The organism is Kitasatospora sp. NPDC096140 (assembly GCF_040303045.1).
In the GTDB taxonomy this organism is placed as follows: domain Bacteria; phylum Actinomycetota; class Actinomycetes; order Streptomycetales; family Streptomycetaceae; genus Kitasatospora.
The window spans coordinates 53,504-66,662 of sequence record NZ_JBEOUW010000004.1; the positions used below are offsets into that span (position 1 = coordinate 53,504).

At 70.8% G+C, this 13,159-nt stretch carries 15 protein-coding genes; 12 read left to right on the forward strand and 3 right to left on the reverse strand.

What is annotated here, in order from left to right:
• The first annotated feature begins 104 nt into the window (after positions 1-104).
• From tuf to ABT048_RS04950, 3 genes are all read left to right on the forward strand, one after another.
• On the forward strand, positions 105-1,298 hold the full coding sequence (gene tuf / locus ABT048_RS04940; RefSeq protein ID WP_350519895.1) for an elongation factor Tu: 1,194 nt from the start codon (positions 105-107) through the stop codon (positions 1,296-1,298).
• Positions 1,299-1,489: 191 nt separating this feature from the next.
• Positions 1,490-2,452 (forward strand): glycosyltransferase family 2 protein, encoded by a 963-nt coding sequence (locus ABT048_RS04945; protein WP_350519896.1) that lies wholly within the window; start codon positions 1,490-1,492, stop codon positions 2,450-2,452.
• Positions 2,449-2,934, forward strand: a complete 486-nt coding sequence (locus ABT048_RS04950) for a GtrA family protein (protein ID WP_350519897.1) — start codon at positions 2,449-2,451, stop codon at positions 2,932-2,934. Before ABT048_RS04945 ends, ABT048_RS04950 begins: the two co-directional genes overlap by 4 nt.
• On the opposite strand, the gene ABT048_RS04955 is transcribed toward ABT048_RS04950, so the two are convergent.
• A complete protein-coding gene (locus ABT048_RS04955; protein ID WP_350519898.1) occupies positions 2,921-4,489 on the reverse strand; it encodes a DUF2142 domain-containing protein in 1,569 nt (522 codons plus the stop codon). The two genes, ABT048_RS04950 and ABT048_RS04955, sit on opposite strands and share 14 nt — an antisense overlap.
• A gap of 101 nt (positions 4,490-4,590) precedes the next feature.
• Here ABT048_RS04955 and ABT048_RS04960 point away from each other — a divergent pair, with 101 nt between their 5' ends.
• Positions 4,591-5,028: a GtrA family protein gene (locus ABT048_RS04960; RefSeq protein WP_350519899.1), complete on the forward strand. Its 438-nt coding sequence runs from the start codon at positions 4,591-4,593 to the stop codon at positions 5,026-5,028.
• A 61-nt stretch (positions 5,029-5,089) separates the two neighbouring features.
• Here the strand turns inward: ABT048_RS04960 and rfbC are convergent, their stop codons facing one another.
• Both rfbC and rfbA read right to left on the reverse strand, forming a co-directional pair.
• Positions 5,090-5,695, reverse strand: coding sequence for a dTDP-4-dehydrorhamnose 3,5-epimerase (gene rfbC, locus ABT048_RS04965; protein ID WP_350519900.1), 606 nt, complete (start codon positions 5,693-5,695; stop codon positions 5,090-5,092).
• On the reverse strand, positions 5,692-6,567 hold the full coding sequence (rfbA, locus tag ABT048_RS04970) for a glucose-1-phosphate thymidylyltransferase RfbA (RefSeq protein ID WP_350519901.1): 876 nt from the start codon (positions 6,565-6,567) through the stop codon (positions 5,692-5,694). The genes rfbC and rfbA overlap by 4 nt, the downstream gene beginning before the upstream one ends.
• A gap of 83 nt (positions 6,568-6,650) precedes the next feature.
• On the opposite strand from rfbA, the gene rfbB reads away from it, so the two are divergent.
• From rfbB to ABT048_RS05010, 8 genes are all read left to right on the forward strand, one after another.
• Positions 6,651-7,628 carry a dTDP-glucose 4,6-dehydratase gene (gene rfbB / locus ABT048_RS04975; protein ID WP_350519902.1) on the forward strand — a complete coding sequence of 326 codons (978 nt, stop codon included), beginning with the start codon at positions 6,651-6,653 and terminating at the stop codon, positions 7,626-7,628.
• A complete protein-coding gene (gene rfbD, locus ABT048_RS04980) occupies positions 7,625-8,539 on the forward strand; it encodes a dTDP-4-dehydrorhamnose reductase (RefSeq protein ID WP_350519903.1) in 915 nt (304 codons plus the stop codon). Before rfbB ends, rfbD begins: the two co-directional genes overlap by 4 nt.
• Entirely contained in the window at positions 8,536-9,855 is a 1,320-nt protein-coding gene (locus tag ABT048_RS04985) for a hypothetical protein (protein WP_350519904.1), read from the forward strand. The genes rfbD and ABT048_RS04985 overlap by 4 nt, the downstream gene beginning before the upstream one ends.
• A gap of 121 nt (positions 9,856-9,976) precedes the next feature.
• Positions 9,977-10,357 carry a DUF2304 family protein gene (locus ABT048_RS04990; protein WP_350519905.1) on the forward strand — a complete coding sequence of 127 codons (381 nt, stop codon included), beginning with the start codon at positions 9,977-9,979 and terminating at the stop codon, positions 10,355-10,357.
• Positions 10,354-11,133, forward strand: coding sequence for a glycosyltransferase family 2 protein (locus tag ABT048_RS04995; RefSeq protein ID WP_350519906.1), 780 nt, complete (start codon positions 10,354-10,356; stop codon positions 11,131-11,133). Before ABT048_RS04990 ends, ABT048_RS04995 begins: the two co-directional genes overlap by 4 nt.
• Before the next feature lie 7 nt (positions 11,134-11,140).
• Entirely contained in the window at positions 11,141-12,034 is an 894-nt protein-coding gene (locus ABT048_RS05000) for a glycosyltransferase family 2 protein (RefSeq protein ID WP_350519907.1), read from the forward strand.
• Positions 12,035-12,082: 48 nt separating this feature from the next.
• Entirely contained in the window at positions 12,083-12,772 is a 690-nt protein-coding gene (locus tag ABT048_RS05005) for a glycosyltransferase family 2 protein (protein ID WP_350519908.1), read from the forward strand.
• Positions 12,769-13,140, forward strand: a complete 372-nt coding sequence (locus ABT048_RS05010; RefSeq protein WP_350519909.1) for a DUF2304 domain-containing protein — start codon at positions 12,769-12,771, stop codon at positions 13,138-13,140. The genes ABT048_RS05005 and ABT048_RS05010 overlap by 4 nt, the downstream gene beginning before the upstream one ends.
• Positions 13,141-13,159 lie beyond the last annotated feature (19 nt).

The window sequence follows — 13,159 nt, forward strand, 5'->3', positions numbered from 1 at the left end:
ACCCGCGGGACGGTACGAGGTGCTTCCGGCACCGCGGACCAAGCCCGATACAAGACCAACTGACGTCAGCACGGCGTACAGGATCTGTCCTCAGGAGGACTGCAGTGGCGAAGGCGAAGTTCGAGCGGACGAAGCCCCACGTCAACATCGGCACCATCGGTCACATCGACCACGGTAAGACGACCCTTACCGCGGCCATCACCAAGGTGCTGCACGACGCGTACCCGGAGATCAACCCCTTCACGCCGTTCGACCAGATCGACAAGGCGCCGGAGGAGCGGCAGCGCGGTATCACCATCTCGATCGCGCACGTCGAGTACCAGACCGAGGCGCGTCACTACGCCCACGTCGACTGCCCGGGTCACGCGGACTACATCAAGAACATGATCACCGGTGCGGCCCAGATGGACGGTGCGATCCTCGTCGTCGCCGCCACCGACGGCCCGATGCCGCAGACCAAGGAGCACGTCCTCCTGGCCCGCCAGGTCGGCGTTCCGTACATCGTCGTCGCCCTGAACAAGGCCGACATGGTGGACGACGAGGAGATCCTGGAGCTCGTCGAGCTTGAGGTCCGTGAGCTCCTCTCCGAGTACGAGTTCCCGGGCGACGACCTGCCGGTCGTCCGCGTCTCCGCGCTGAAGGCGCTGGAGGGCGACAAGGAGTGGGGCGAGAAGCTCCTCGGCCTCATGCACGCCGTCGACGAGAGCATCCCGACCCCGGCCCGCGCCGTGGACCAGCCGTTCCTGATGCCGATCGAGGACGTCTTCACGATCACCGGTCGTGGCACCGTCGTCACCGGTCGTATCGAGCGTGGCATCCTCAAGGTCAACGAGACTGTCGACATCATCGGCATCAAGGAGACCAAGACCACCACCACGGTCACCGGCATCGAGATGTTCCGCAAGCTGCTCGACGAGGGCCAGGCCGGTGAGAACGTCGGTCTGCTCCTCCGTGGCATCAAGCGCGAGGACGTCGAGCGCGGCCAGGTCATCATCAAGCCGGGTTCGGTCACGCCGCACACCGACTTCGAGGCCCAGTCCTACATCCTGTCGAAGGACGAGGGTGGCCGCCACACCCCGTTCTTCAACAACTACCGCCCGCAGTTCTACTTCCGTACCACGGACGTGACCGGCGTCGTGACCCTCCCCGAGGGCACCGAGATGGTCATGCCGGGCGACAACACCGCCATGACGGTTCAGCTGATCCAGCCGATCGCCATGGAGGAGGGCCTGAAGTTCGCCATCCGTGAGGGTGGCCGCACCGTCGGCGCCGGCCAGGTCACCAAGATCATCAAGTAATTGACGATCTGACCTGCCTGCCCCGTACAGGCTGAGTCCGAAGGGCCCCGCGCACCGCACGGTGCGCGGGGCCCTTCGGCGTCTCACGGGGCGCTCACCGGAGCGCGCCTCCTTTCACCGGCCGCTCATCGCAGACTGTTATGGTCGGGCCACCAACCAGCCCCGCCGTCGCGGAAAGTGGGATCCAACGCATGTCAACGGCACCGCTGTTGTCGGTCGTGATGCCGATCTACAACGAGCAGGAGGCGCTCCCGCTGACCGTCGAGCGGCTGCGGCCGATCCTCGACGGGCTCGACGTGGCCTACGAGGTGGTCGGCGTCGACGACGGCAGCACCGACGCGACGCCGGTGCTGATGCAGAAGATCCACCAGGACTGGCCGGAGTTCCGCATCGTCCGCTTCGCCCGCAACTCCGGGCACCAGGCCGCCCTCACCGCCGGCCTCCACCGCGCCTTCGGCGACTACGTCGTCTCCATCGACGCCGACCTCCAGGACCCGCCGGAGAAGATCCCGGAGATGCTGGAGCTCGCCCGCGAGGAGAGCCTCGACATCGTCTACGGCGTCCGCGGCGACCGCGGCACCGACACCTCCTTCAAGCGGCGCACCGCCGGGGCGTACTACTGGCTGATGCGCAAGCTGGTCGGCAAGCGGATGCCCAACCAGGCCGGCGACTTCCGGCTGCTCAGCCGGGCCGCGGTGAATGCGCTGAAGGCGATGCCCGAGCACCAGCCGGTCTACCGGCTGCTGGTGCCGTGGCTGGGCTTCCCCAGCGGCGAGGTGGTCTACGTGCGCGAGGAGCGGGTCGCGGGCAGCACCCACTACCCGCTGTCCAAGATGGTCCGACTGGCGCTGGACAGCATCACCAACTTCTCCGCGGCCCCGCTGCGGCTCGCCACCTGGCTCGGGCTGTTCAGCTTCCTGGTCTGCATCGCGCTGGCGCTCTACACCACGGTCGCGTACGCGGTCGGCTCCACCGTGCCCGGCTGGTCCTCGCTCTTCATAGGGATGCTGTTCATCGGCGCCGTCCAGCTGGTCTGCGTCGGACTGCTCGGCGAGTACGTCGGCCGGATCTACTCCGCGGTCCAGGCGCGGCCCGCCTACTTCATCGGCTACGACTCGGCCGAGGAGCCGGACCGGTACGGTACGGGCGAGTGAACGAGATCCTCTCCGCCGACCGGGGCGAGCACGACGGGCCGAACGACCGCGACGGGCACGACCACCGCGACGGGCCGCGCACCGAGCCGCCGGCGGTCCGTCGGCAGCTGCCGTCGTTCCTGGTCATCGGGGTGCTGAGCACCCTGTTCTACCTGGCGCTGTTCGTCGCCCTGCGGCTGGTCGCCTCGTCGCAGGTGGCCAACCTGGTCGCGCTGGCCGTCAGCGCGGTGGCCAACACCGCGGCCAACCGCCGCTTCACCTTCGGCATCACCGGTTCGGACGGCGCGGTGCGCCACCAGCTCCAGGGCGCGGTCGCGTTCCTGATCGGCCTCGGCCTCAGCAGCGGTGTCCTCGCGCTGCTCGACGCGGCGGTGCCGCACGCCTCCCGGGTGGTGGAGGTGACCGGGCTCGTGGTGGCGAACGGTCTCGCCACCGTGGCCCGGTTCGTCCTCCTCAAACTGTGGGTCTTCAGGAAGCGCTGACCGCGGCGGTCCGCTCCTGCCGCCCGGCGCGGCCGCCGGTGCTCGTCCACGCCCAGTACCCGAGCACCACGCAGCCGGCCACGGCGGTCAGCAGCGCGGTCGCCGAGCCCGCCGGCGGGTGCCAGGTGCCGGCCAGCGGGTTGAGCGGGGTGTAGTCCACCGAGGTGCCGAGCCCCGCCTGCCAGCGGATCATGGTGTACCCGAGGAAGGCCAGCTGCAGCGGCAGCACCAGCAGCGCGATCATCCGGACCAGCGAGGCCGACCGGGCCCCGTCGAGCACGTCCCGGCGTCCGAGGACGAAGGCCGCGACCAGCGGGACCCCGACGGCGACCGGCAGCATGTACCGGCCCTGGCCGGCGAAGCCGACCTTGTGCGCCGCTATCGCGTCCGAGAGTGTGATCACCGCGAACGGGGCGAGGAAGAAGGCGAGCACCCGCCAGCGGTCGCTCCACGCGCCGAAGGCGAGCGCGGGCAGCACCAGGCAGCCGATGGCCAGGTACCAGAGGTAGTAGGCGGTGCCGGGCAGGTGCGTGTCGAGCCACGACGGGACGCCGATCACCTCGGTGAAGTAGTCGGGCCAGCGGACGATCACCTCGTGCCGGATCGCCTTGGGCACCGTGATGCCGGGCGGCACCTGGACGGGCATCATCTCCGAGGCCTTCATGACCACGGTCCACAGCGCCCCCGCGGCGCCGGCGGCGAACAGCGTCCCGGCCGCCCACCAGGCCGGCCGGAAGCGCAGCAGCTCCTTCACCCGCTCCCGCTTGGCCGGGATCAGCATGATCCCGAGGACCGCCGCGCACCAGAGCGGACCGAGCGCGCGGACCGTCATGAGCACCGATCCGGCGATCGCGATCTGCACCATGGCCGCGCGCCGCAGCGGCTGCTCCGGGTCCAGCATGGTCGGGATGAGGGCCGCGACCAGGGCCACGCCGGCCGCGATCTCGATGCCGTTGGGGTTGATCGAGCCCGCCAGGTGCGCGGTGATCGGGGTCACCGCGACCAGCAGCCCGGCCGCCGCGATCCGGTGCCTGGTCCAGGCGACCAGGCTGTGCGCGGCGGAGGCGAGCAGCGCCGACACCAGGGCGGCGCTGACCAGCCGGGCCAGGGTGAGGCCCAGCCAGTTCGGCCAGAGGGCCATCGGCCAGCCGACGAGCGCGTAGTAGACCGGGTTGTACCGGCCGGCCCGGGTGCCCACCCGCTCGATCTGCTGGTCCGCGCCGCCGGGCGCCTTGGCGCAGGCCACCGACTTGGTGGGGTCGAACCACCAGCAGTTGTCCCGGACGATCGAGGCCGGCACGTGCTGGAAGGCACCGGTGCCGCCGCCGGCCGCCTCGGGCTTGGGCGCGAACTCGCCCCGGGCCACCCCGACCGCGCGGACGATGTGCTCCCGCTCGTCCGGGCTCGCGTCGTACGGCGAGGCGAGCGCCCAGCCCGCGCAGACGAGGAAGAACCCGATGAACGCGGTCCACCAGGTCCGCCGGAACAGCAGGCGGCCCGGTCGGCCGGAGCTGTCGCCGGCCCTGCTCGCGGCGGCCGGGGGAGGGGAGGTCACGGCGGGGGGGTATGAGGACACGCGACCAAGATAACGGGTGGCCGATTTCGGTCGGACCGGGCGGCTGTGTGCCCGCCCGGCGTTGCACTTACGATTCCCCCGTGACTCAACTGGAATCGCCCTCGGAAGTGTCCGGATCCACCGCGAAGGGCCGGATCGCCGGACTTCTGGGCCATAGCGCGGTGCGGTTCCTGGCCGCCGGCGTCACCAGCACCACGGTCGACATGGGCCTGCTGTACCTCCTGCACGGCGTGCTCGGCCTGCCGCTGGCGGTGTCCACCCTCGTCGCCGTGCTGGCCGGCTTCACGACGAACTTCGTGCTGAACCGGATCTGGGCCTTCGAGAGCTCCTCGCCGGTCGGCAAGCAGACCGCCCGCTACATGGTGATGGCGGGCGGCAACTGGGTCGGCACCGTGCTGCTGGTCGGCGGCTTCGTGAAGCTGGGCCTCTTCTACCTGCTGGCCCGTGCGCTCGCGCTGGTCATCCTCTCGGTCGTGAACTACTTCGGCTACAAGTACTGGGTGTTCCGGGACAAGTGACGGAAGGACGAAGGCCCGGCCGGAGGGATCCGGCCGGGCCTTCGTGCGTCCTCGCGGGACCTCAGTCCTGCTGGGTGCGCAGGCTCTCGGTGAACGCCTTGCAGGTCTCGTACGTCGGCAGCAGGCCGGAGGAGATCGCCTCCGCCAGCGACGGCGCGGCCTCGTCCCGGGCCGACAGCAGCGGCTCCTCGGCCGGCCACTCGATGCCCAGGTCGGGGTCGAGCGGGTGGACCGAGTGCTCGCCGGTCGGGTTGTACGTCTCGGAGCAGAGGTACGAGAGCGTGGCGTCGTCGCTCAGCGCGCAGAAGCCGTGACCGAGGCCCTCCGGGATGTAGACCGCGCGGCGCTCCACGTCGTCGAGCCGCACGCCCTCCCAGCGGCCGAAGGTCGGCGAGCCGACCCGCAGGTCCACGATGACGTCGAGCACGGCGCCGCGCACGCAGGTCACGTACTTGGCCTGGCCGGGCGGCACGTCGGCGAAGTGGATGCCGCGCACGACGCCGCGCGAGGAGACCGACAGGTTGGCCTGCGCCAGCCGCAGCGGGTGGCCGACGACCTCGGCGAGGCGGTCGAAGCGGTACCACTCGGTGAACATGCCGCGCGGGTCACCGTGCAGCTGAGGGGTGATCTCGATCAGGCCCTCGATGCTCAGTTCGCGGAACTTCACCGGGCGTTCTCCTCGTCCAGCAGGGCCAGCAGGTACTGTCCGTAACCGCTCTTCAGCAGCGGCTCGGCGAGCTCGCGCAGCTGCTCGGAGCTGATCAGGCCGGCCCGCCAGACGGCCTCCTCGATGCAGCCGATCTTGAAGCCCTGGCGCTCCTCGATGACCCGGACGAACTCCGAGGCCTGCACCATCGAGACGAAGGTGCCGGTGTCCAGCCAGGCGGTGCCGCGGTCCAGGATCGTGACGTTCAGCTCACCCTTGCGCAGGTAGGCGTCGTTGACCGCGGTGATCTCCAGCTCGCCGCGCGCGCTGGGCTTCAGGCCGCGGGCGATCTCCACGACCTGGTTGTCGTAGAAGTAGAGACCGGGGACGGCGTAGCGGGACTTCGGCTTCTCGGGCTTCTCCTCGATGGAGATCGCCTGGCCGTGCTCGTCGAACTCGACCACGCCGTACGCGGTCGGGTCGGCCACCGGGTAGGCGAAGACCCGGCCGCCGGGGGCGTCGGTGTGCTCGGCGAGCCGGGTGCCGAGGCCGCTGCCGTGGAAGATGTTGTCGCCGAGGATGAGGGCGACGGACTCGTCGCCGATGAAGTCCGCGCCGAGCACGAAGGCCTGGGCGATGCCCTCGGGCTTCTCCTGGACGGCGTACTCCAGCTTGAGGCCGAGCTGCGAGCCGTCGCCCAGCAGGCGTTCGAACTGCTCGCGGTCGGCCGGGGTGGTGATGATCAGGATCTCGCTGATGCCCGCCATCACCAGGGTGGACAGCGGGTAGTAGATCATCGGCTTGTCGAAGACCGGGAGCAGCTGCTTCGAGACCGCCCGGGTGAGTGGCCACAGGCGCGAGCCGGTCCCGCCGGCCAGGAGGATTCCACGCATGCGAGCAGCTTAAGTGAGAGTCGGACGGGCCCTGTCCTGGGCCGTTCGAGGGGGCCGATCGGCGACGGTAGACTACGCGCATTATGCGCATCCTCGTGACCGGCGGCGCCGGATTCATCGGTTCGGAGTTCGTCCGTCAGCTCCTCGGAGCGGACGAGAGCGCCCGGATCACCGTCTTTGACAAGCTCACCTACTCGGGCGTCCTGGAGAACCTGGCCCCGGTGGCCGACCACCAGGGCTACACCTTCGTCCAGGGCGACATCTGCGACGCGGACGCCGTCGACCAGGTCATGCCGGGCCACGACGTGGTGGTGCACTTCGCCGCCGAGTCGCACGTGGACCGCTCGATCGCCGGCGCGGGCCCGTTCGTCGTCACCAACGTGCTCGGCACCCAGGTCCTGCTGGACGCCGCCCGCAAGCACGGCGTCGGCCGCTTCGTCCACGTCTCCACCGACGAGGTCTACGGCTCGATCAGCGAGGGCTCCTGGACCGAGACCTGGCCGCTGGCCCCGAACTCCCCCTACTCGGCCTCCAAGGCCGGCTCCGACCTGCTGGCGCTCGCGTACCACCGCACCCACGGCATGGACGTCGTGGTGACCCGCTGCTCCAACAACTACGGGCACTACCAGTTCCCGGAGAAGGTCATCCCGCTGTTCACCACCAACCTGATCGACGGCAAGAAGGTGCCGCTGTACGGCAACGGTGGCAACATCCGCGACTGGCTGCACGTGGCGGACCACTGCCGCGGCATCGAGCTGGTCATGCGCGGCGGCCGGGCCGGTGAGGTCTACAACATCGGCGGCGGCACCGAGGTCACCAACAAGGAGCTGACCGGCCTGCTGCTGGAGGCCGCGGGCGCCGGCTGGGACATGGTCGAGTACGTCGAGGACCGCAAGGGCCACGACCTGCGCTACTCCCTGGACATCAGCAAGATCCGCGAGGAGCTCGGCTACGAGCCGCAGGTGTCCTTCCCGGACGGCCTCGCCGCGACCATCGCCTGGTACCGCGAGAACCGCGCCTGGTGGGAGCCGCTGAAGCAGAAGGCGGCCCTGGCGAAGTGACCGCGAACGCCACCGGCCGGGTCCGCTGGCTGGTCACCGGCGCGGCCGGGATGCTCGGGCAGGACCTGCTGTCGGTGCTGGCCGCCGACCCGACCGCCGAGATCACCGCGCTGCGCCGGGCGGACCTCGACATCACCGACGCGGCGGCCGTACTGGCCGCCGTCGAGGGCCACGACATCGTGGTCAACTGCGCCGCGTGGACGGACGTCGACGGTGCGGAGACCGAGGAGGAGGCCGCCACCGCCGTCAACGGCACCGGCGTGCGGCACCTCGCCGCGGCCTGCGCCAAGACCGGTGCCAGGCTGCTGCACGTCTCCACCGACTACGTCCTGCCGGGCGACGCCACCGAGCCCTGCCCGGAGGACGCCCCGACCGCACCGGTCAACGCCTACGGCCGCAGCAAGCTGGTGGGGGAGCAGGCCGTCGCCGAGCTGCTCCCCGAGCGCGGCTACGTCGTGCGCACCGCCTGGCTGTACGGCGAGCACGGCCCGAACTTCGTGGCCACCATGCTCAAGCTGGCCGCCCAGCGGGACACCCTGGACGTGGTCGACGACCAGCACGGCCAGCCCACCTGGTCGTACGCGCTCGCCGTCCGCCTGGTCGGGCTCGGCCGGGCCGCGCTCGGCGGATGGGCCCCGGCCGGGGTCTACCACGGCACCGCGAGCGGCCGGACCACCTGGTTCGGGCTGGCCCGCGAGACCTACGCGCTGAGCGGGCTCGACCCGGAGCGGATCCGGCCGACCACCTCGGAGGCGTTCGTCCGCCCGGCCGTCCGCCCCGCCTTCAGCGTGCTGGGCCACGACCGCTGGGCCGCCGCCGGGCTGGCGCCGCTGCCCGAGTGGCGGGCCATGCTGGCCGACGCCCTGGAGCGCCCGGCCTTCCGGGCGCTGCGCACCGCGGCGGAGCGGTGAGCGGCGTGCTCGGCCGACTGACGCGCGCGCTGCCGCCGGGACTGCTGGCGGTCGGCGTCGGGACGGTCACCCTCGGGGGCGCCTCGTACGTGCACCTCGGGGTGGCCGGGCACGCGCTCGACCGCCAGGCGATCGCCGACGTCAACGTCCTGTGGACGATCGCCATGGCGTTCGCCCTCGGACTGTTCTTCCCGGTCGAGCAGGAGCTGACCCGGGTGATCGCCGCCCGTGCCGCCCGGGGCGAGGGCGCGGCCCCGGTGCTGCGCAAGGCGACCGTGCTGACCGGCGGGCTGCTGCTCGTGGTGCTCGCCGCGCTGGGGGCGTTCTCCCGCCCGCTCGCGGACACGTTCTTCCACGGCGACCGGAGCCTGGTGGTGGCCCTGGCCGCCGCCTTCGTCGGCCCGGCCGCCTGCTACCTGACCCGCGGGGTGCTGGCCGGTCTCGGACACTTCGGTGCGTACGGCCTCCAGCTCGGCCTGGACGGCGTCCTGCGGATCGCCCTCTCGGTCGGCCTGCTGGTGGCCGGTGTGCACTCGGCGCTCGCGTACAGCCTGGTCCTGGCCGTCTCCCCGGTGCTGGCCATGCTCGTCAGCCTGCCGCGGACGCTGCGGATCGCCTTGCCCGGTCCGGCCATCGGCTGGCGGGAGCTGTGCAGCGGGCTGGGCCTGCTGACCGTCTCCTTCCTGCTGGCGCAGTTCGTCGCCAACGCGGCGGTGCTCAGCATCAAGGTGCTGGCGCCCTCGCAGGCCGTCCTGGTCGGCGCGATCACCGGCGCGATGGTGCTCAGCCGGGTCCCGCTGTTCGTCTTCGGCGCGCTGCAGGCCTCGCTGATGTCGGGGCTGTCGACGGCCGCGTCGACCGGCGACCGGGTCGGCTTCCGCAAGCTCCTCACCAAGACCTGCGCCATCGTGACCGCCCTCGGGGTCCTCGGCGGGGTGCCCGCCGTGGTCCTGGGGCCATGGATGATTCACGTCGCGTTCAACGCGGACCGGCATGCTCTGGGCCCGGTGGACTTCCTCTGGCTCTCGGTGGGCACGCTCGCCTACCTGCTCGCCACGGTGGTCGGCCAGGCCGTCATCGCCCGCGGCCACCACCGCCGGCAGCTGCTCGGGTGGGTGCTCGGCACCGCCGCGCTGCTGCTGATCACCTGCCTGCCGGGCGCCCCGGCGACCAGGGTCGAGGCCGCGTACACCGTCGGTCCGCTGGTGGTGCTCGTGGTCATGTTGCTGGCGCTGCGCGGCGACGGTAGCGTGCGCGGCGCCGGTACGGACACCGCGCAGGTCACGGTCTCTCCCGACGCGGTCTCCGCGAGCTGATCACGATGTCGTCAGCGCTCCCCCCGCGGCCGTCCCGCGGTACCGGAGCCCCTAGCATGTGCCCCATTCACCCCCATGCCTCACCGACGCGTGAAAGGCGAGACCCATCGTGCAGCTGAGTGTGCTGACTTCGATCACCGGCGTGCTGGTGCTCGTGTGGATCCTGGAGCTGCTGCGCCGCCAGCAGCTCCGGGAGAAGTACGCGGCCCTCTGGCTCGCCATCGGCGTGGTGATCGCCCCGCTGGGCTTCTTCCCGCGGCTGCTGGACTCGACCGCACGGCGGCTCGGGGTCGCCTCCGGCGTCAGCCTCGTGCTGTTCGCCGGCTTCGTGCTGGTCCTGCTGGTCTGCGTGCACCTCAGCTGGGAGACCAGCCGACTGGAGGCCGAGACCCGCACGCTGGCCGAGGACGTCGCGATGATGCGCGCCCACCTCGCCGAGCACCACGACTTCCCGATTGCCCGCTCGGGCAGCGACGTGAACGACCCCGAGGTGAAGGCATGATCGACGGCAAGCGCGTACTGATCATCCTTCCCGCCTGGAACGAGGCCGAGGGCCTGCCGAAGATCCTCCGCGAGATCCAGCAGAAGCTCCCCGGCGTGGACACCCTGGTCGTCGACGACGGCTCGACGGACAGCACCGCCGCCGTCGCCGCCGCCTGCGGCTCCCGGGTCGCGCAGCTGCCGTACAACCTCGGTGTCGGCGGCGCCATGCGCTTCGGCTACCGCTACGCGCACCTGCACGACTACGACGTCGCCATCCAGTGCGACGCCGACGGCCAGCACGACCCGGCCTACGTGCCCGCGCTGCTGGAGAAGCTCCGCGACGAGGCCGACCTGGTCATCGGCGCCCGCTTCGCCGGCGAGGGCTCGTACAAGGTGCGCGGCCCGCGCTCCTGGGCGATGAAGCTGCTCTCGGTGGTGCTGTCGCGGGTCGCCAAGACCCGGCTCACCGACACCACCTCGGGCTTCAAGGCCTGCAACAAGCCGATGATCGAGTTCTTCTCGCACTGGTACCCGGTCGAGTACCTGGGCGACACCATCGAGAGCATGGTGGGCGCCGCCCGCTGCGGCTTCGTCATCCGCCAGGTCCCGGTCGCGATGCGCGAGCGGACCACCGGCACGCCCTCCGCCTCCCCGATCAAGGCGACGATCTACCTGGCCCGGGCCGGCCTGGTGCTGCTGCTCGCCCTCATCCGCCGTATGCCGGCGAACGTGAAGGCGATCGAGCCCGCCACCCGCGCCGCCGCCCGCCGGCCCGAGCTCATTGGCAAGGTCTAGGTACCCGATGTCCCGTTTCGAGATCCTGATGCCGTACTACGGCGACGTCCGGCTGATGCAGGACGCGGTCCGCAGCGTGCTGGCCCAGGACGGCGACGACTGGCGCCTCACGGTCGTCGACGACGGCAAGGAGCCGGACGTCCCCGGCTGGTTCGAGTCCCTCGCGGACCCGCGGGTCCGGTACCTGCGCAACGAGTCCAACCTCGGCGTCAGCGGCAACTTCAACCGCTGCGTCCAGCTCGCCGAGTACGACTACCTCGTGCTCATGGGCTGCGACGACCTGATGCACCCCAACTACCTGAAGGTGGTCCGGGACGCGCTGGAGCGCTTCCCGGAGGCGGGCATGGTCCAGCCCGGCGTGCTGGTCATCGGCGCCGACGGGAACCCGGTCGGCAGCCTCGCCGACACCGTCAAGCGCCGGCTGTACGCGCCGAAGGACCCGGGCCCGCTGCTGATGTCCGGCGAGCCGCTCGCGATGAGCCTGATGCGCGGCGACTGGCTGTACTTCCCGTCCGTGTGCTGGCGCACCAAGGACATGCAGGCGACGAGCTTCCGCGCGGACCTGGGCGTCATCCAGGACCTCGCGATCATCGTCGACCTGCTCCTCGCGGACGTCTCCCTGGCGGTCGTGCCCGAGGTGTGCTTCAGCTACCGGCGGCACGCCGTCAGCGAGTCCTCGGTCACCGCCTTCACGGGCAAGCGCTTCGAGGAGGCCCGCCGCTTCTTCCGGGAGACCGCGGACCGGCTGGACGGCCACGGCTGGCACCGGGCGGCCACCATCTCCCGCCGTTTCGTCTCCTCGCGGCTGCACGCGCTCAGCATGATCCCCGCGGCCGGCCGCAAGGCGGGCCTGCGGGGTGTCGGGGCGATGCTGAGCCATGTGGCCGGCCGCCGGGCCTGACCCGTGAGACCCCTCCAGCAATCCCGTCCCAGCGCCCAGGAAGCGACCATGTCCCAATACGACGACGTCTGGCTGGTGATCCCCGCCTACAACGAAGGCCAGGTGATCGCCGATGTGGTGGAGAACGCCCGCAAGACGTTCCCGAACATCGTCGTGGTCGACGACGGGAGCACCGACGGCTCGGCCGAGCACATCATGACCACGGGTGCCCACCTGGTGCGGCACCCGGTCAACCTCGGCCAGGGCGCCGCCCTGCAGACCGGGCTCTCCTACGCACTGCAGCAGCCCGGCGCCCAGTACTTCGCCACCTTCGACGCGGACGGCCAGCACCAGACGCACGACGTCGAGAAGATGGTCGCCGTGCTGCGCGACGGGACCGCGGACGTCGTCCTCGGCTCCCGCTTCATCGAGCAGTCCGAGCAGGTCCCGATGATCAAGCGCGTGGTGCTCCGCACGGCGGCCGCGGTCAGCCCGACCGCCCGCAAGCTGAAGCTCACCGACTCGCACAACGGGCTGCGCGTGATCAACCGCGAGGCGGCCTCCCAGCTGCGGATCACCATGAACGGGATGGCCCACGCCTCGGAGATCGTCGGTCTGCTGGCGAAGTCCTCGCTGCGTGTGGTGGAGGTCCCCGTGGACATCCTCTACACCGACTACTCACGCGCCAAGGGCCAGTCCCTGATCAACGGCGTCAACATCCTCTTCGACATCTCGCTCCGGGAGCGTGGCCGGCGATGAAGTACTTCTGGATCCAACTGGTGCTGGTGCTGGGCGCCGGCACCGCGGCGCTCATCTTCATCCGGCGCTGGGACCGGACCAACACCAGGGCCTGGAAGCGCATCGCCTTCGTGCTGTTCGTGCTCGCGAACATCTACGCGGTGCTGCGTCCGAACGACGTCACCTGGGTCGCGAACCGGTTCGGCGTCGGCCGCGGCACCGACCTGGTGCTGTACCTGATGGTCCTGGCGCTGGCCTTCCTGGCGCTCAACACCTACCTGCGCTTCCGCTCCCTGGAGAAGAAGCTCACCGACATGGCCCGTACCGTCGCCATCACCGAGGGCGCGCGGCTCAACCAGGAGCGCTTCGACGAGAAGGTCTCCGGCTAGCTCCCGGCGGTCCCCGGCG

What these genes read in the sequence shown, in the direction of transcription:
- ABT048_RS04995 (WP_350519906.1), top strand. Translation starts at nt 10,354, where the DNA reads ATGATCGACGGCAAGCGCGTACTGATCATCCTTCCCGCCTGGAACGAG.
- ABT048_RS04945 (WP_350519896.1), top strand. Translation starts at nt 1,490, where the DNA reads ATGTCAACGGCACCGCTGTTGTCGGTCGTGATGCCGATCTACAACGAG.
- rfbA (WP_350519901.1), bottom strand. Translation starts at nt 6,567, where the DNA reads ATGCGTGGAATCCTCCTGGCCGGCGGGACCGGCTCGCGCCTGTGGCCA.
- ABT048_RS05005 (WP_350519908.1), top strand. Translation starts at nt 12,083, where the DNA reads ATGTCCCAATACGACGACGTCTGGCTGGTGATCCCCGCCTACAACGAA.
- rfbB (WP_350519902.1), top strand. Translation starts at nt 6,651, where the DNA reads ATGCGCATCCTCGTGACCGGCGGCGCCGGATTCATCGGTTCGGAGTTC.
- ABT048_RS05000 (WP_350519907.1), top strand. Translation starts at nt 11,141, where the DNA reads ATGTCCCGTTTCGAGATCCTGATGCCGTACTACGGCGACGTCCGGCTG.
- ABT048_RS05010 (WP_350519909.1), top strand. Translation starts at nt 12,769, where the DNA reads ATGAAGTACTTCTGGATCCAACTGGTGCTGGTGCTGGGCGCCGGCACC.